At 62.5% G+C, this 16591-nt stretch carries 16 protein-coding genes; 11 read left to right on the top strand and 5 right to left on the bottom strand.

The window, feature by feature from the left end; genetic code table 11:
- Nucleotide 1: 1 nt before the first annotated feature.
- On the top strand, nt 2-778 hold the full coding sequence (locus tag ACRQDJ_RS05625) for an anchored repeat-type ABC transporter ATP-binding subunit (protein ID WP_284903609.1): 777 nt from the start codon (nt 2-4) through the stop codon (nt 776-778).
- A complete protein-coding gene (locus tag ACRQDJ_RS05630) occupies nt 775-1644 on the top strand; it encodes an anchored repeat-type ABC transporter permease subunit (RefSeq protein ID WP_087070323.1) in 870 nt (289 codons plus the stop codon). The genes ACRQDJ_RS05625 and ACRQDJ_RS05630 overlap by 4 nt, the downstream gene beginning before the upstream one ends.
- 102 nt (nt 1645-1746) lie before the next feature.
- Here ACRQDJ_RS05630 and phoU read toward each other — a convergent pair whose 3' ends face one another.
- Nucleotides 1747-2472 carry a phosphate signaling complex protein PhoU gene (phoU, locus tag ACRQDJ_RS05635; protein ID WP_087070324.1) on the bottom strand — a complete coding sequence of 242 codons (726 nt, stop codon included), beginning with the start codon at nt 2470-2472 and terminating at the stop codon, nt 1747-1749.
- Between the two features lie 181 nt (nt 2473-2653).
- Between phoU and ACRQDJ_RS05640 the strand changes: the two genes are divergently transcribed.
- The 3 genes from ACRQDJ_RS05640 (at nt 2654) to ACRQDJ_RS05650 (ending at nt 5357) form a co-directional block, all read left to right on the top strand.
- A complete protein-coding gene (locus ACRQDJ_RS05640; protein ID WP_087070325.1) occupies nt 2654-3889 on the top strand; it encodes a sensor histidine kinase in 1236 nt (411 codons plus the stop codon).
- Nucleotides 3890-3898: 9 nt separating this feature from the next.
- On the top strand, nt 3899-4588 hold the full coding sequence (locus tag ACRQDJ_RS05645; protein ID WP_026429031.1) for a response regulator: 690 nt from the start codon (nt 3899-3901) through the stop codon (nt 4586-4588).
- A gap of 235 nt (nt 4589-4823) precedes the next feature.
- Nucleotides 4824-5357 carry a CarD family transcriptional regulator gene (locus ACRQDJ_RS05650; RefSeq protein ID WP_016443353.1) on the top strand — a complete coding sequence of 178 codons (534 nt, stop codon included), beginning with the start codon at nt 4824-4826 and terminating at the stop codon, nt 5355-5357.
- A 145-nt stretch (nt 5358-5502) separates the two neighbouring features.
- Here the strand turns inward: ACRQDJ_RS05650 and ACRQDJ_RS05655 are convergent, their stop codons facing one another.
- Nucleotides 5503-6876 (bottom strand): MFS transporter, encoded by a 1374-nt coding sequence (locus tag ACRQDJ_RS05655; RefSeq protein WP_435706264.1) that lies wholly within the window; start codon nt 6874-6876, stop codon nt 5503-5505.
- 170 nt (nt 6877-7046) lie between these two features.
- On the opposite strand from ACRQDJ_RS05655, the gene cysS reads away from it, so the two are divergent.
- The 4 genes from cysS to ACRQDJ_RS05675 are packed head-to-tail and all read left to right on the top strand — an operon-like array spanning nt 7047 to nt 11678.
- Nucleotides 7047-8591: a cysteine--tRNA ligase gene (gene cysS / locus ACRQDJ_RS05660; RefSeq protein WP_234984456.1), complete on the top strand. Its 1545-nt coding sequence runs from the start codon at nt 7047-7049 to the stop codon at nt 8589-8591.
- Nucleotides 8592-8598: 7 nt separating this feature from the next.
- Nucleotides 8599-9621, top strand: a complete 1023-nt coding sequence (rlmB, locus tag ACRQDJ_RS05665; RefSeq protein ID WP_087070327.1) for a 23S rRNA (guanosine(2251)-2'-O)-methyltransferase RlmB — start codon at nt 8599-8601, stop codon at nt 9619-9621.
- Entirely contained in the window at nt 9593-11137 is a 1545-nt protein-coding gene (locus ACRQDJ_RS05670; protein WP_087070328.1) for a hypothetical protein, read from the top strand. The genes rlmB and ACRQDJ_RS05670 overlap by 29 nt, the downstream gene beginning before the upstream one ends.
- Nucleotides 11130-11678, top strand: coding sequence for an ASCH domain-containing protein (locus tag ACRQDJ_RS05675; RefSeq protein ID WP_087070329.1), 549 nt, complete (start codon nt 11130-11132; stop codon nt 11676-11678). Before ACRQDJ_RS05670 ends, ACRQDJ_RS05675 begins: the two co-directional genes overlap by 8 nt.
- A gap of 9 nt (nt 11679-11687) precedes the next feature.
- Here the strand turns inward: ACRQDJ_RS05675 and ACRQDJ_RS05680 are convergent, their stop codons facing one another.
- Complete coding sequence (locus ACRQDJ_RS05680) at nt 11688-12284, bottom strand: LytR C-terminal domain-containing protein (protein WP_087070330.1); 597 nt, start codon at nt 12282-12284, stop codon at nt 11688-11690.
- Nucleotides 12285-12618: 334 nt separating this feature from the next.
- Here ACRQDJ_RS05680 and ACRQDJ_RS05685 point away from each other — a divergent pair, with 334 nt between their 5' ends.
- A complete protein-coding gene (locus ACRQDJ_RS05685) occupies nt 12619-14214 on the top strand; it encodes a uracil-xanthine permease family protein (RefSeq protein WP_087070331.1) in 1596 nt (531 codons plus the stop codon).
- 320 nt (nt 14215-14534) lie between these two features.
- Here ACRQDJ_RS05685 and ACRQDJ_RS05690 read toward each other — a convergent pair whose 3' ends face one another.
- A complete protein-coding gene (locus tag ACRQDJ_RS05690; protein WP_101595674.1) occupies nt 14535-14906 on the bottom strand; it encodes a hypothetical protein in 372 nt (123 codons plus the stop codon).
- A 421-nt stretch (nt 14907-15327) separates the two neighbouring features.
- Here ACRQDJ_RS05690 and ACRQDJ_RS05695 point away from each other — a divergent pair, with 421 nt between their 5' ends.
- Nucleotides 15328-15720 (top strand): hypothetical protein, encoded by a 393-nt coding sequence (locus ACRQDJ_RS05695; protein WP_143231840.1) that lies wholly within the window; start codon nt 15328-15330, stop codon nt 15718-15720.
- Nucleotides 15721-15853: 133 nt separating this feature from the next.
- On the opposite strand, the gene ACRQDJ_RS05700 is transcribed toward ACRQDJ_RS05695, so the two are convergent.
- Nucleotides 15854-16591 (bottom strand): IS3 family transposase (locus tag ACRQDJ_RS05700; RefSeq protein WP_435717872.1); only part of this gene is annotated, 738 nt, incomplete at its 5' end.

Consider the following 16591-nt stretch of genomic DNA (forward strand, 5'->3'; position numbering starts at 1 on the left):
CGTGGCAGCAGAACCGGAACAAACGGCGCTACGGGTCCGTGACCTCGCGGTTGTGCTCGGGGGAGTGCGGGTGCTGCGCGATGTGAATCTCGAGGTGGCCGCCGGCGAGCTCGTTGGCCTCATCGGCCCGAACGGCGCCGGGAAAACCACCCTCATGCGCAGCATTATGGGCCTGCTCAGCCCGGCAGCCGGCACGGTCGAGGTGCGCGGGGAGCGGGTTCGGCCCGGCCGCCCGCACCGCGCCATCGGCTACGTGCCCCAGTCCCGCGCCACCCAATGGGGCTACCCCATGAGCGTGGAGGAACTGGTGGCCACCGGGCTGGAACGCCGCGGGTTGCTCGCCCGGGCGCGCCTCGGGCGGAGCGCGTGGGAAAAAGTCTATGCGGCGCTCGATAGGGTCGATTTATTCGAGATGCGCCGTCGTCCCATCGGGCAGCTTTCCGGCGGGCAGCAGCAGCGCATCCTCATCGCGCGCGCCCTCGTGCGCGACCCGGCCATCCTTCTCCTGGACGAACCCTTCACCGGGCTGGACCACCCGACCCAGGATTCCCTGGCCGATCTTTTCCTCTCGCTGCGCGCCGGCGGGGCCGGAATTATTATGTCCACCCACGACCTCACCCAGGCCGTTGATATTTCCACCCGCGTGGCCCTCCTCAACCGCACAATTATCGCGGCCGGCCCGCCCGCCGATATCCTCCGCGCCGACCTGTGGATGGAAACCTTCCAGGTGCGGGCCTCCTCGCCGCTGCTGCGCGTCCTCGGAATGGTGAAAGCATGAGTTTCTTTGATTTCCTGGCTGACCTGTCCAATCCGGTTCTCGGCTTCCTCCCGCGCGCGCTGCTGGTCGCCATGCTCTCCGCGGTGGTGTGCGGGGCGGTGGGCGTGCACGTGGTGCTGCGCGGCATGTCCTTCCTGGGGGATGCCCTCGCCCACGCCGTTTTCCCCGGCATCGTTATCGCTTTCGCGCTCCAGGGGTCCATTCTGGTGGGCGGAGCGGTCGCGGGCGGCGTCGTCGCTCTTCTTATCGCGCTCGCCTCACAAAACCGCAACCTGCGCGAAGACTCCATTATCGGGATCTTTATGGCCGCGGCTTTCGCCTTCGGCGTGGCCCTCATCGCGCGCATCCCCGGCTACACAGGTTCCCTCGAATCCTTCCTCTTCGGGTCGCTCACCGGCGTGGATAGTTCCGACGTGCTCACCTCCGCGGTGGTGGCCGCGGCCGTGCTGCTGTTCCTGGCCGTGCTCCACCCGGCGCTGCTCTCCGTGAGCGTGGACCGCGATTTTGCGCGCGCCACCGGCACCCGGGTGCTGCTCGTCGACGTGTGCCTCTACCTCACCGTGGCGCTCGCGGTGGTGATTTCCGTGCAGTCCATCGGCAATATTTTGGTGCTGGCGCTGCTCGTCACCCCGGCCGCCACCGCGCGCCTCCTCACCGACCGCGTGGGCACGATGATGCTCCTCGCCCCGCTCCTCGGGTGCGCGAGCGCTTTCGTGGGGGTGTGGCTTTCTTGGGCGGCGGATATTCCGGCGGGTGCGGCCATTGTTTTAGTTACGACGGCGCTCTTCGCCCTCGTGTGGTTGAGTGTCCCGGTGCGCGGGAAACTAGTGCGGGCCCGTACCGCACGCGTCAGCGACCGCGTGTAGTACAGGCCCGAACGACGGCGCCGCGGCCGGCCGGCCGCGGGAGCCTAGCTGGCTAGTGAGCTGAGCTGGCCCGCGAACCTGGCCGGTGCGGCGAGGCGGCGATTAGTCTTCCATATCCCCGGCGGAGAAACCTTCGGGGAAGTCGCCACCGAGCATTTCTTCTTCGGTGCCGGGGGTGGATTCCACATCCACGCGCAGGCCGGTGACCAGGAAGTGCATGCGGCGCGCCACGGTCACCCCGTGATCCCCGTAGCGTTCCAGGAAGCGACCCAGCAGCACCACGTCCACGATTTCCTGGTGGCTCATGCCGTTATCTTCATCGAGCACCAGCTGGAAGGACTGGCGGTGCAGATCGTCAAGAACCTCATCGCGTTCATCGATTTCATCGGCGATGGCGAGGTCCTGCTTGCGCACCAGCTCTTCCACCTGGCGGCCCACCCGCACTGCCTCATCAGCCATGCGTACCAGCAGGTCGTAGCCGGGGCCACCCACCACGCGCTCGGGGAAACGCCCGCGCGCGATATAGGCAACGTGGCGGGCCAGATCGCCCATGCGCTCCAGGGTGATGGCGATGCGCATGGCGGTCACCACGGTCCGCAAATCCGAGGCGACCGGCGCCTGGCGCGCCAGCAGCGAAATAGCCATATCCTCAATCTGACGCTGCAGCTCATCAATATTCGCATCGGCATCGATAACCGATTCCGCCAGGGCCAGGTTGGCGTTCCGCAGCGAATCTGCGGCGTGTTCCATCGCCCGAGCGGCGCTGCGAGCCTGCTTGGCAAGCGTTTCCTCGAGCGTCTTCATTTCGTTGCGGAATTCTTGACGCATTAAAGCTCCTCATGTCTGTGCGCCCGCGGGCGCGTTCGTAGCGCACGGCGGCGCACCACAGGTTTCATTTCAGCAGTACGGGGTTAACACTAGCGGCATATTGCGTAAACAGTAGGTAAATAGCGGGGTTTCGGGGCTGTGGGGCGTGCCAGGCTCCGCTCGGACAGGCTAGTCTGGAACCATGGTAGAAGGAATCGCTGTTCTTGCTGCGGTGTGCGGAGGCATCGCCGTGGGCATTATCGCCTCCCTGGCTTTCGCCTATTCGCAGCGTTCCCTGCGCCCGCTGCGGGTGACCACCACGGTGGAGCCGGTGGAGGATGCCGTGAAAGTCCTCGAGGCGATTCCGCAGTTCTTTGTGCTGGTGTCCGCGCTTGATGTGGTGGAACGCGCTTCCACCCAGGCCTATAGTTTTGGGCTGGTACGTGATGATCGCCTGGTGCGCCCGGAATTCATCCAGCTGGTGGCGCGGGTGCGCGATACCGGGGAAGTACTCTCCCGCCCGCTTTCCATTAAGCGCTCCACGCTGAAAAACCAGAGCGATACCCGCTTGATGGTCTACGCGGCGCCGCTATCCGGCGGGCGGGTGCTCGTGCTTTTCGAGGACAATACCGAGAAGCTCAAGCTGGAGGAAACCCGGCGGGATTTCGTGGCCAATGTATCCCACGAGCTAAAAACCCCGGTGGGGGCGATTTCTTTGCTGGTGGAAACCCTGGAAAGCGCGGCGGATGACCCGCAGGCGGTGCGGCATTTCACCGCCCAGCTGGATACCGAAGTGGTGCGCCTGCGCGGCCTGGTTCAGGATATTATCGAGCTTTCGCGCCTCCAAGAAGGCAATGCGCTGACCACCACGGAGCTCGTGGATGTTGATGCGGTGGTGGCCGAATCGGTTGCGCGGATGGATGTGGAAGCCGCCAATCGCGGGGTGAAAATTGTGAGCGGCGGGCAGCCGGGCCTCGCGGTGTATGGCGATAGGCGCATGCTCGCCACCGCGATCCGCAATCTTTTGGATAATGCGGTGCGCTACACCCGGCCGCACGGGCGGGTCTCGATAGCAACATCGCTGGCGGATGGGCAGGTGCTTATTTCCGTCGTCGACCAAGGTGAAGGAATTGAGGCGGCGCAACGCGAGCGTATTTTTGAACGGTTCTACCGCGGGGATGCCGCCCGGGACCGCAATTCCGGGGGCTCCGGGATCGGCCTTGCTATCGTCAAGCACGTGGTCCAGGACCACGGCGGGCGGATCAAATTGTGGAGCAAGGTAGGCCAGGGTTCCACCTTCACCATCTGCCTACCCGAGCCATATATTCCTGACTCTGCTGCTGGTTCTGAGCTGGCCGGTAGCGCTGCGTTGGCCGGGGATTCTGCGCTGGCTCCTAGTCTTGAAACCGATCTGCTCGAGCATTCGGAGAGGAAGTAACGAAACACCATGACCACGATTCTTGTTGTTGATGACGAACCGACCTACCGCGATACCCTCGCATTCAACCTGGGCCGGGACGGTTACGAGGTGGTCACCGCCGCGGACGGCACCGCGGCCCTCGAACAATTCCGGGTGGCGCGCCCCGATGTGGTGCTTCTTGACCTCATGCTCCCGGGGATGTCCGGGGAGGAAATATGCCGCCGGATTCGGGCCACCTCCGATGTGCCCATCATTATGCTCACCGCCAAGGATTCTGAAATCGATAAGGTGGTCGGCTTGGAAGTCGGCGCGGATGATTACGTGACCAAGCCGTATTCCTACCGGGAACTGGTGGCGCGGGTGCGGGCGGTGCTGCGCCGGGCCAGCACCGGGGCCGCCGACGACGTGGACGAAGATGTGCTGCGGGTGGGCCGGGTCGAAATGGATACCGATAAGCACGAAGTCTACGTGGGCGGGGAACTCATCAGCATGCCGCTGCGGGAATTCGAACTCCTCGAACTCTTCTTGCGTAACCCGGACCGGGTGCTCACCCGCCCCCAGATCCTCGACCGTATCTGGGGCCTGGACTATATGGGTGACACCAAGACCCTGGATGTGCACGTCAAGCGGATTCGCTCGAAGATCGAAGTGGATCCCTCCGCGCCCACCGCGCTGGTGACGGTGCGCGGGCTCGGCTACAAGCTGGTTTCTGAGTAGTCGCGGCCTGGGCGCGAGCGCGGGCGGCTGCCCGCGTTCCCGCATGCGGAGTGAGCGTGCGGTCGGTCTTCCTGCAAACTTGGGCGGCCTGCCTGCCTGCGAACTTGTGGCCCGCACCTCAGCGCTTTGTGGCTTGCAGCGCAAAAAAGATCAGAGACTACACCGTCAATGGTAAAATGTCTATCGGATATGCGCATATTGCGCGAACGCGCAGCGGAGAAAGGGTTCTGATTCAATGCCGTTCAAGGTCGGAGAAACCGTTATTTACCCGCATCACGGGGCAGCGGAAATTACTGATATTTCAGACAAGATTATCAGGGGTGAAAAGCGCACCTACCTCACGCTTAACGTCATGCAGGGCGATATGGTCATTCAGGTTCCGGCCGAATCCATTGAGGAAGTTGGGGTCCGTGATGTCTCCAACGAAGATCAGCTTGAAGTGGTGTTCCGGGTCCTGCGCGAACAGGATGTGGAAGAACCTTCCAATTGGAGCCGGCGGTTCAAGGCGAATACCGAAAAGCTCACCTCGGGGGATGTTAATAAGGTAGCCGAAGTGGTGCGTGACCTGACCCGCCGGGATACCGACCGCCACCTTTCGGCGGGGGAGAAGCGGATGCTCCAGCGCGCCCGCCAGATCCTCTGCTCGGAAATTGCCCTCGCCCGCGAATTGAGCGAAGAAGAAGCCGGTGAACTCCTCGATGAGATCCTGGCCGAAGGTAACGAAGGCCGGGAAAGTAGCTCAGAAGAAGGCGCCGCGGCTTCCGCCTAGTTCGCCTCAGGCGCGTGGCGTTTTCGTTTTTTACGGCGCACGCTCGTTTTGAAGCACAGGCACGTTTTGAGATCCGTGTGAACGAAGCGGTCCGGGAATTCTCCCGGGCCGCTTCACGCATTAAGGTTCGACGACGCTGCCAGAGTTAGCGCCGCCCGGCGCGCAGCGAACCGTAGAAAGCGGCCAGCCCCACCGCGAGCACCGCGATAATCCCGAGGATGCCGTAGTGGGCCGCGGCGTCGCCGCTTACCCCCGCCAGCGAGCCGAAGCTCATAATCGCAGCCGAATAGAGGGCCGGAGTGAGGAAAGAAACCGCGCGGCCGGTGGTGGCATAGAGGCCAAAAAGCTCGCCGCTATTCTCCCGGCCGGCACGCCGCGCCAGGTAGGTACGCGAAGAACTCTGGACCGGCCCCACGAAAATGCACAGCAGGGAGCCAAAGACCCAGAAGAGGGATTTCCCGGCGTCGTGCATAAAGAACAACACACAGCCGCACGCGATCATCAAAGTGAGCGACATCAAAATAACGCGGCGCGCACCGATAATATCTTCCAACCACCCGAACGCAATGGTCGCAACCCCCGCGATCACGTTCGCCGCGATGCCGAAAATCATGACTTCCCCGGGCGTGAAACCGAAAACGCGAGCCGCGAGCACCCCGCCGAAGGCGAAGACGCCGGCCAGGCCGTCGCGGTAAATCGCGGAAGAAATGAGGAACCAGAACGTGGAGCGATCCGCGCGCCACAGCCGCGCAATAGAGCGGAAAATCGCCCGGTAGGCGGCGATGATGCCGCGGGATTGTTCCCCGCGCGGGGCTTCGTCGCGGGACAGCACCATGAGCGGGGCGGAAAAAACGAGCGTCCACAGCGCGCACGCGATCATGCATACGCGGATGTTCATGCCGTTCGCGCTCGTCACCCCGAACCAACCGGTATCCGGGCTGATGAAACCAATAAAAAGGATGAGGAGCAGCACGATACCGCCCACGTAACCCATGCCCCAACCGAAACCGGAGATGCGGCCCAGGGTGGCCGGCGTGGAAATATCGGTGACCATCGCGTTGTAGACCACCGAACCGATCTCGAAAACAATATTGCCCACGGCCAGCAGCACCACCCCGAGCCACAGGTAAGAAGGCGAAGGCGCCACCAGGAACAGCAGCGCCATGCACACAATCGTGACGAAGGTGGTGAGGGTGAGGAGGGAATTTTTCTTCCCCGAGCGGTCCGCCCATTGCCCCACCGCAGGCGCGATAAGCGCCACGAGCAGCCCGGCCAGCGCCAGGCCCCAGCCGATCAAAGCATTGGCTTGGGTCCCGAAGAATTTTTCGTTGGACAGATACGGGGTGAAAACGAAAGTCGTGACGACGGCGTTAAAAGCTGCCGAACCCCAATCCCACAGCGCCCACGGGAGCACGCGGCGGTTGAAAAGAACGGAACGCGCGGGCGGCGTGGCCGGCGTGCTGGCCGGTTGCGTGGCCGGCGGCATGCTCGCGCCCGGCGTTGCGGAAGTGTTGTGCATGGCTTCATCGTAGGCGAGGAGGGTAACGAGGCGTTGAACGGCGCTCGCGGGGGAGTGGTGCGGGAATAGGTACGACGGCGCAGCTTCGGTCACGGCGCAGTTGCGCCGTCTCGGTACACCAGCAGAGGAAGGGCGCTGCCTGGCCGGCAGGGAGCGGGTAAACTGACTACGTGAGCTTCAAGATCTATGATTCGTCAGCCCGTGCCGTCCGGGATTTCGTTCCCCTGGAACCCGGGAAGGTCAGTGTGTACCTGTGCGGCGCTACGGTGCAGGGGTCCCCGCATATCGGGCATATTCGCTCCGCCCTGGCCTTCGATGTGCTGGTGCGGTGGCTGCGCCGCTGCGGCAATGAGGTGCGCCTGGTGCGTAACGTCACCGATATTGACGATAAGATCCTCGATAAATCGGCGCAAGCCGGTGCCCCGTGGTGGGCCTGGGCCTACCGTTTCGAAAAGGAATTCAGCGCCGCCTACCGCACCCTCGGCATCCTGGATCCCACGTACGAACCGCGCGCTACCGGGCACATCCCGCAGATGATCACGCTTATTCAGGAGATTATCGACGCCGGCCACGCCTATGTGGGCAAGCCCGGCAATGTGTATTTCGACGTCGCATCGCTACCCGATTACGGTTCCCTCACCCGCCAAAAGCTCGAAAATATGGTGGTGGATGAGGAAGGCGGGGAAGCCGATAAGCGCAATCCGCATGACTTCGCGCTGTGGAAGGCCCCCAAGCCGGGTGAACCGGAAAGCGCGGCCTGGGATACTCCCTGGGGGCGCGGGCGGCCGGGCTGGCACCTGGAGTGCACCGCGATGTCCACCCACTACCTGGGTAAGGAATTTGATATTCACGGTGGCGGGATCGATTTGCGCTTCCCGCACCATGAAAATGAGCAGGCGCAGGCCCACGCTGCCGGGCGGAATTTCGCGCGGTACTGGATGCATAACGCCTGGGTGACCGTTAATGGCGAAAAAATAAGTAAGTCGCTGGGGAATGTCGTCTCGTTGGAGGATGTTACCGCGCAGGTATCCCCGGCGGTGGTGCGTTTCGCGCTGGGAACGGTGCATTACCGCTCCACCGTGGATTACTCGCCGCAAAGCCTGGCGGAAGCCGGGGCGGTGTGGGAGCGCCTGGCTGGATTCGTGGAACGCTCGGTGGCTGCCACTGAAGAAGTACCGGCGGAAGAAATCGCGGCGGTGGGTCCGGCGGATCTACCCGAAGCATTCGTGCGGGCTCTCGATGATGACCTCAATGTCTCGAGTGGGCTGGCCGCGATCCATGAGGAGGTGCGCCGCGGGAACGCCGCGCTCGCGGAACGGGACAGCGCCGGAGTGCGCGCCGCCCAGGTGCGGGTGCGGGCCATGCTCGATGTGCTCGGCCTGGATCCCCTGGCTGCCCCCTGGCGTAATTCCAGTGGCGCTGATAAAGCAACCGCGCGGGCGCTGGGCGCCGTCGTCGATACTATGCTGGCGGAACGCGCGGCCGCGCGCGCCGCGAAAGACTGGGCCCGGGCCGATGCGCTCCGCGATGCTTTGCACGTGGCCGGCATCGCGGTGGAAGATTCGGCGGACGGCGCGCACTGGCACCTAGAAAACGCGCAAAAAACCGCCACCGCGGCGAAAGTGCCCGCGGCAGGCGCAGGCGTGCCCGCTAGCGAAACCGGGCAACCCGCCACCGCAACAGCAGAGCTCGCCACCGGCGCGGAAGAAAAGTAGGAGAAATATGGGAGACGGACGCACCCGGCGCCCCAAGGGCAAGAAGCGCGCTACGGTCGGCTCGGGCGGGAATAACCGCCGGCGCCTGGAAGGCAAAGGCCCCACCCCGAAAGCGGAGGAACGGGTCTACCACAAGGCCTATAAAGAAAAGCAGGTGCGCGATGCCCGCAAGGCGCAAGCCGAGGCGCGCGAGCGTTCCAGCTTCAAGCTGCGCCGCGATCTGCACACGGCGCCCGGCCACGAACTTATTTGCGGGCGTAACCCGGTGCGCGAAGCGGTACGGGCCGGCGTGCCCCTGACCAGGGTCTTTATGCAGACTTCCGCGGTGGGCGATGAGCGCCTGGCGGAGCTGGTGGCGCAGGCAACCGCGCTGGGCGCCCCGCTGGTGGAAGTTTCCCACGGGGAGCTTGACCGCATGACGGATAACGCCGTGCACCAGGGCGTGGCCATCGAAGTGCCGCCCTACGAGTACGCGGATGCCATTGAGGAAGCGCACGCGGCTCTGGAGCGCCACGAAGCGGGCGGCCCGCTGCCGCTTTTCGTGGCTCTCGACTCGGTGACCGACCCGCATAATCTGGGGGCGGTGTTGCGCAGCGCGGCGGCGTTCAACGCGGACGCGGTCATCGTGCCGGAGCGTCGCGCGGCCGGGGTGAACGCCACGGTGTGGAAGGTGTCGGCCGGGGCGGTGTCCATTGTGCCGACCGCGCGGGTCACGAACCTTGCTTCCACGCTCGATGAGCTGAAGAAAATGGGCTATTTCGTGGTCGGTTTGGACGGCGGCGGCTCCACCACGGTGGAGAACCTCAGCCTGGCCGATACCCCGCTGGTGCTGGTGACCGGCTCGGAAGGGCGCGGGCTGGCGCGGCTCATTCGCGATAAATGCGATGTGATTGCCTCGATTCCGATTGCCGCGCGCATGGAATCGCTCAACGCCGCGGTCGCCACGGGGATTTCGCTCTACCAGGTTGATCGGATCCGGGCACGGATGAACGGAGGGGACAATGTATCAGTGGAGGCCGGTTCGCGGTGAGGTACAGCGGCTCGACCAGAGCCTGACCAGCCCCGCCCAGCTCGAGGAATTCTTCGCGCGCGAAGGCGTGGTGGTCCGCGGGGATCACGACGGTGATATTTTCCGTTTCGAAATCGCGGTGACCGGCAAGCGGCGCCGCGTCGCCACGATCCGGAGCGTGCTGGAAGCGGCTGAATCGAATGGGCCTAGCGGCACATCGGCGCCGGCTGGCGAGGAAAACGCGGTGCCTTCCGGAAGCGGTGAAGAATCCGAGGCCGGTGCGGATGCCGATACCGGCGCGAGCGCTCGGGAGGAAGAACCCGGCATCGTGCCCGGCCTCAACCTCGTGGATTTCGCCCAAAAAATGGATCACGAACTGCGCAAAATCCACATTGAGGTGGATGGATACGTGGTGTACCCGAATATTGATTTGGGTGAAGTGGATGTCACGGAGGCGGATCTCGCGTACGCGGATGCGCACCTTCAGCACGACGACGCCGCCGCTCACGCGGCGGAACCGGCCGCGGCGAACCCGATAGTGGAGGAAACTCAGGCTTTCGCTCCGGTTTCCGATTCCCCGCTGCTGCCCGGTGATGAAGGTAAAATCCCGACCATGCACAACGGGCCCATGGTGGCTATTTCCGATGTGCCTTTCGCGCGGGTGCCGGGCCTGGCGGCTCGCATCAAAAAACCGGTGGCTGTTTTCGCGCACGGGAACGCCAATGTCATGGTGGCGGATGTGCCCCTGGCTCGCGATGCGGAAATCGGGCGGCGGCCCGGGTTCGTGATTGTGCTTTCCACCGCGGGGGCGGCGCCCAGCTGGCGCAACCCGGTTTTGGTCATCCGGCAGAACTCCGGGATCACCTACTGGAAGTGGCTGGATACCCTCCAGGATCTTCCGCACGTGGAAGCCAATAGTGCCGCCGCGGCTTTCTCCCGGGAAGAACTGGGAGCAGGGGCGCGGGTGCGGCGTATTCTCGATGATTTCCCGGAGGTGGATGCCGGGGATCTCACCGAGGCGCTCACCGCCCCGGTATCCGAAGCGGTGCCGCGCTTCCTTGAGGTGTTGGGCCTGCCGGCAGCGGTGGGTGAAGTGCTGCGCGGGGCGCGGGAAGCCGCGGATATTCCGGCGGATATTCCGGAAGCGACCGTCTTCACCCCGCAGGCTTTCCCGGAACGCATGAAAGCCTCCCTGGCCTATGAGGTATCCGGTTACGGTTCGGCCCCGGCCGGAATGTGGAAGGTGTACCGGCGCCTCTACCTGGATCATCCGCGGCTGCTGGAGATTATTTCTTCCGCGCAGGCCGGGCTGGGCTTGGCGATGGTTATCGCCGGGGCGAGGCGCTGGAATAAACGCGGGTATCGCGCGCTGACCATCGCGGGCGGGGCGCTGGGCGCTAATGCCCTGGTGCGCATTCTTACCACCCAATGGCTCAACGCCGCATTGGAGGCCGAAGGTTTGAACCCGGGGCCGGCGAAACGCACATCCGAACCGTCCGAACCGTCCGAGCCGTTCGAGGAGAGCGCTCATGAGTGAGAACACCCAGGTAGAAGGCTTCCTCGAAGCTTTTTGGGCCCGCGCGGTCACGCGCGGGAAAATCAACCCGCTTGAGGTCATCACCGGTGGTGAATCAATTTCCGCTTTCCGGCCCCCGGCATTTAGCTTCGGTTTGACCTCCGAAGAGGCCACCGAGATTGCTGAACTTATCGTGGCGGGGAGGAAAACTGCGACGTCGAGCTGGGCGGATAGCTACCGCGCCGAAGATGTGCCGCTCCCCGAAAAAGGCGATTTGGCGATTGTGCTGGATGGGGAAGAACGCCCGCGTGCCCTTATCCGCACCGATAGCGTGGAGGTCATGCCCTTTACAGAGGTCAGCGCGCAGATCGCGCAGGCTGAAGGCGAAGGTGATTGCAGCTTGGAGAGCTGGCGCGCCGCCCACACGGAATTCTTCCGGGCAGAAGCGGCAGCGGCCGGGCTGGAATTCGATCCGGCCGGGGATGTGGTGGTGGAGCGCTTCACCGTGCTCTACTCGGACCGCGATGATCACCTCGGGCCCGGCGCGGTGGCCGGCAACTAAGCTAGCTGCCTACTTCCGCGCTTCGCTTACCGGCACGCAATTGCCCGGGGAAGTAAGCTGCCCATCGGTGAGCTGAGCGGCAGCATCTTCCGGGTTGCGCAGTGCATCGAATTTCTCACCCAGGATCACCGTGACCGTTTGGCCCGTGGTGTCATTAGAGAATCCCACCACCGAATCAGGAATGAAGGTTGCCAGGGTGTAGGCAGCGGCCAGGCCATCGGGTCCGGCCTGCACAATCGCACCGTATTTATCTACACCGGCTGGCCAGTTCGCCGTCGTCCCTACCGTGACGCCCATTTCCGCGAGGTTATGCGCAACCTCCGCCGCAAGGCCGCTCGACGACGTTGAGTTATACACATTCGCGTTAATTTTCGAGAGCTCCAGCGGCGCGGTGGGGCCGCTCAGGCAGGGGATGGTGACCTCATCGGGATCCGGGTCGGCCGCGAATTCCTTATTGATCGGGGAGGGGATGATGCCGAGCCAGATGAGCAGGCAGAGGGCAAAAACAAGTGCGAGCGCCCCGGACACGATGCTGAACACCACGGTCTGGCGCTGCTGGATCTTACGACGGTAGGCCTCGCGGGGCCCAAGATGCTGCTGGGTCACGGGTTTAACGCTAGTTCACCGGCCCCGAAAAAGCAGCTGCGCGCGCTGGGAGATAGCCCGCACTGTTCGCCGACTCCGGAGGTGTGACACATCCCATGTCACCTTGTTTACGTAGAGTTTACCTAGTTTTTGAGCGGTAGCGGCGTCGTCGTCCCTGTGAAGCGAGCCGCGCGGGACTTGCACCGTCCGTAAAAAGCCATACACTAATTCAGGTTCAAACGAGTGTGGGCGGGCCGGTCGCCACGCGGTATCCCGGTCGCGCCACTGCGAGATTGCGAACCCATTCCTTCTATGCGCGGGTAAGCCCGCGCGAAGAGCAACGAGGAGAGCATTCATGGCACAAGTATGGAAACTTCACGGCGACGGTGTGCGCATCGCGCCGGGTGAGGTGGTTCAACCGGACGAACGGCTGGGGTGGCCAGCCACAATCGGCATTGGAATGCAGCACGTTGTTGCAATGTTTGGCGCAACGTTCCTCGTTCCCTTACTAACGGGTTTCGATCCTTCGACGACATTGTTCTTCACGGGATGCGGAACCCTTCTTTTTATCCTTATTACCGCCGGAAAATTGCCCAGTTACCTGGGCTCTTCTTTTGCCCTCATTGCGCCTATCGGCGCGGTGACCGGCTACACCCAGGGCGGTGGCCCCATCGATTCGCACGGGATGGCGCTCGCGCAGGGTGGCATTATTTCGACGGGCGCGGCCCTGCTGCTGGTCGGCCTGATCGTGATGGTCTTCGGCGCGGGGTGGATCGATAAGCTCATGCCCCCGGTGGTGACCGGCACAATTGTGGCGCTCATCGGCTTCAACCTGGCCCCCGCGGCCTGGAATAACGTCAAGGCCGCGCCGGTGACCGCGGTGGTGACCATCGTGGCGGTGCTCGCGGTCACGGTCCTCTTCAAGGGAATTATCGGGCGCCTGTCCATTTTGATCGGTGTGATTATCGGTTATGTATGCGCCTGCATCCGCGGCGAAGTGGACTTCAGCGCGATTGGCGACGCCAGCTGGGTGGGTATCCCCACTTTCCACGCCCCGGCTTTCGATGTATCCACCCTCGGGCTGTTCGTCCCGGTGGTGCTGGTGCTGATCGCGGAAAACGTGGGGCATGTGAAGTCGGTTTCCGCGATGACCGGGCGCAATCTGGACGGCGTGACCGGCCGGGCGCTGTTCGCCGACGGCCTGTCCACGGTCTTCGCCGGCGCGGGCGGCGGCTCGGGTACCACGACGTACGCGGAAAACATCGGCGTGATGGCCGCGACCCGCGTCTACTCGACCGCGGCCTACATCGTGGCGGCGGTCACGGCCCTGGTGCTGTCCATGTTCCCGAAGTTCGGCGTGGTTGTTGCGACGATTCCTCCCGGAGTGCTGGGCGGCGCGGCCACGATCCTCTACGGCATGATCGGCATGCTCGGGGTGCGTATCTGGGTGCAGAACCGCGTGGACTTCTCCGACCCGGTCAACCTCAATACCGCCGCGGTGGCGATGGTGGTGGCGATCGCGAATTACACCTGGACGGTGGGGGATATGGTCTTCGAGGGGATCGCGCTCGGTTCCTTCGGTGCCATTATCATCTACCACTGCATGCGCGCGGTTTCGCGCCTGCGCGGTACGTCTCTTGAACCGGCGACGCCGGCCTCGGCCCCCGCGGGTGCGGAACTTGCGGAAGGTCACCTGGAGCGGTCCTGGGATGTTCAGCCTGATGGGAAGCTGGCGCGCACGCCGGCGAGCCAGCGGGTGCAGAGCGCGCCGGACCTTGCGGAGCTCGCGGAAATCGCGGGGATTGCGGAACTTGCGGAAGGCGCGACGCACGCGGGCGGTGCCGGGCTTCCGGAGCGCGCGGGCGGTGCCGCAGGTGCGGATCACGCGAGCGGCGCGGATGCTTCGCGCGAGGCTTCGCACGGTGCGGACGGAACGCACGCCAGCAATTAGCCGCACCTTGTAGTACGACGGCGCAGCTAAGCGCCCCGGACTCGAGCGAATGATGTGGCGATTCGGAGCGGGGCTGGACGGGGATTCGGCTGAGACCGGACCGGAACCTGGTCGGGACTGGACCGGTATCTGGATCGGAACCTGGCTGGAACTCGGCCGGGCTTGACCGGAACTCTGCTGAGGACTGCGCCGGCCTCAAAAAATAAATGGATGCACGCGGGGCGGGAAGCCGAAGAAGCTTCCCGCCCCGCGGCGGTTATGGATAAGCATCGCACAACACGCTACTCAAAGCGTGGGTCTCCTGTGAGATTTCGTGGTTCCTAGGCTGTTTGTAGGATCTTGGAAATGCGGCCGGGTGAGAGCTCCATAATCTCTGCAACTTCACGGACGGTCATACCCGAAGATCGCAAGCTGGTAGCGGCTTCTCGTGTAGCTTGCGATGCACGTGACTGAAGTTCGTGAGCTTGCCGGGATAGTTTCTTGGCCCGAGCAATAGTTTCGGCGGTTGAGCCAACGTCTATGACTAAATCGAATCCGCGGTTTTCAACATTAAGAAGATTGAGCGCATCGGCGACGATATCGCTAATTTCGTTGAGTCTGCGGGCTTGGGAATGGTAAATTTCCCCGTTTACTGTAAGTTCGAGCCCCCACCATCCGTGGTCGCGGAAGGCTCTCACGTGCGTCCTGCTCATAGTCCTAGTCCTTTCCTGAACTTACGGATTGTGCCCTTTGCGGTTTCCTCTGGAATGTCGCGGTGGCGCCCCACGATGTTGCTTACGTTGCCGATGGTAACGCGCGTGTGGCAAGTGCCTTCGGTGGTTACGAGCGTGTGGCCGGTCTGTTTCGCGATTGTCTTGAGCTCGTTCAAGGGGTGGGCCCGTTTCGTAGCGGATAGTGTACCCCTGTAAACATGCCGCGTCTACATGGGTAAACAGATCGGGTTTTTCCTTCCGTTCGACACCCGCTGGCGGCCGGGAAGATCGGAATGTTTAGAATCTTGACCAGTTAGTGTTTAGTGGCTAAATTTGTAGATGTAAAGGCAGGAGAAATCAACAAACGCATCGAAATGTCGGCGACGGTCGAAAAGTAATTTGCGCCAATACTCGGGGAAGGATGGCTAACGAAATGAAAACCTACCGCGTGACTGTAACCAGGGAAGATGGTGACTGGCTTGGTCAGTGTGTCGAGTATCCCGGAGCACTCGACTTTGCTCCCACCCTTAAAAAGCTCTGCAAAGGAATGACTGACGCAATTATCCTCTCTGCGGATCTACCAGACGACGCCACGTTCAACATCCAGCTAGAAGCTGGCGAAGGCTTAAGCCCGGAAATTGGAACGGCATTCGCAATCGCTAAGAAGCGACTCGAACTCCAAGAAGAAAAGGCCCGTTTGCAAGAAGCGACCTTGCGCTCGATTCATGCTTTGCGGGAGGAGGGGTACTCTACGCGGGATATCGCATCCGCTCTCGGCATTACTGCGGGGCGTGTCAGCCAGCTTGCCGCCTAGCTTTGGGGGTACTACTTCGTACCCCGAACGTGTACCCCCGAATGTACCCCCAAGAACCCGAAAAAGACCACCAAAGACCAGAACAAACGCGACACGACCGTGGCTTATAGGACAAAAAGGGGCTGCGGACTGTTTATTGGACATTATCGCTTAAAACCGCTTGACGATGCTCCACAATCGTTAAACCATCGAACTTCAAGGTAATACGCTTCTGGTTATAGAAGAACATATACTCGTCTATCGCCTCGCATAACTCATCGGTTGTAGCCCACTTCTTCCCGTGATAAATCTCGGTTTTCATCCGCCCGAAAAACCCCTCACACGCAGAATTATCCGGACTACACCCCTTCTTCGACATCGACCGCGTCAACCCGTAACGCCGCGTAAGCTCAATCCAGGACACAGACCGGTAGTGGACTCCCCGATCCGAATGGATCACGAGTGGATGCTCACTCTGGCCGGCTTGTAGCTCGTTTAGACGCTGGTGCGGGAGGGTTGCCAGGGCGTTTTCAAGGGAGGAATCAGCCAACACTGAGGTTGGGTGTAATCCCCTCGTATACGCCACGACTTTCCCGTCATAACAGTCAATAATCGGGGAGAGATAAACCTTCCCGTTAGCTGCGTGGAACTCGCTGATATCCGTGAGCCAAAGCCGTCCGGGCTCATCAGCGTGGAAGTCACGCTCGACTAGGTTTTCCGGTGCCGGGCTGATCTCCCCGCCGTAACTAGAGTACTTCCGGCGTGCTTTGGCATACCTGACCGGGATTTCCTCTTCCCGCATCAAGCGCTGGATGACTTTCTCCGAGACCACATACCCAAGCTTTCTAAGCGCTAAACGGATACGCCGATACCCATACGTATACAAGCCCTC

The sequence above is a fragment of the Actinotignum urematis genome, from assembly GCF_051264595.1.
In the GTDB taxonomy this organism is placed as follows: Bacteria; Actinomycetota; Actinomycetes; order Actinomycetales; family Actinomycetaceae; genus Actinotignum; species Actinotignum timonense_A.

What these genes read in the sequence shown, in the direction of transcription:
- ACRQDJ_RS05630 (WP_087070323.1), top strand. Translation starts at nt 775, where the DNA reads ATGAGTTTCTTTGATTTCCTGGCTGACCTGTCCAATCCGGTTCTCGGC.
- phoU (WP_087070324.1), bottom strand. Translation starts at nt 2,472, where the DNA reads ATGCGTCAAGAATTCCGCAACGAAATGAAGACGCTCGAGGAAACGCTT.
- ACRQDJ_RS05640 (WP_087070325.1), top strand. Translation starts at nt 2,654, where the DNA reads ATGGTAGAAGGAATCGCTGTTCTTGCTGCGGTGTGCGGAGGCATCGCC.
- ACRQDJ_RS05645 (WP_026429031.1), top strand. Translation starts at nt 3,899, where the DNA reads ATGACCACGATTCTTGTTGTTGATGACGAACCGACCTACCGCGATACC.
- ACRQDJ_RS05650 (WP_016443353.1), top strand. Translation starts at nt 4,824, where the DNA reads ATGCCGTTCAAGGTCGGAGAAACCGTTATTTACCCGCATCACGGGGCA.
- ACRQDJ_RS05655 (WP_435706264.1), bottom strand. Translation starts at nt 6,876, where the DNA reads ATGCACAACACTTCCGCAACGCCGGGCGCGAGCATGCCGCCGGCCACG.
- rlmB (WP_087070327.1), top strand. Translation starts at nt 8,599, where the DNA reads ATGGGAGACGGACGCACCCGGCGCCCCAAGGGCAAGAAGCGCGCTACG.
- ACRQDJ_RS05670 (WP_087070328.1), top strand. Translation starts at nt 9,593, where the DNA reads ATGTATCAGTGGAGGCCGGTTCGCGGTGAGGTACAGCGGCTCGACCAG.
- ACRQDJ_RS05675 (WP_087070329.1), top strand. Translation starts at nt 11,130, where the DNA reads ATGAGTGAGAACACCCAGGTAGAAGGCTTCCTCGAAGCTTTTTGGGCC.
- ACRQDJ_RS05685 (WP_087070331.1), top strand. Translation starts at nt 12,619, where the DNA reads ATGGCACAAGTATGGAAACTTCACGGCGACGGTGTGCGCATCGCGCCG.
- ACRQDJ_RS05690 (WP_101595674.1), bottom strand. Translation starts at nt 14,906, where the DNA reads ATGAGCAGGACGCACGTGAGAGCCTTCCGCGACCACGGATGGTGGGGG.
- ACRQDJ_RS05695 (WP_143231840.1), top strand. Translation starts at nt 15,328, where the DNA reads ATGGCTAACGAAATGAAAACCTACCGCGTGACTGTAACCAGGGAAGAT.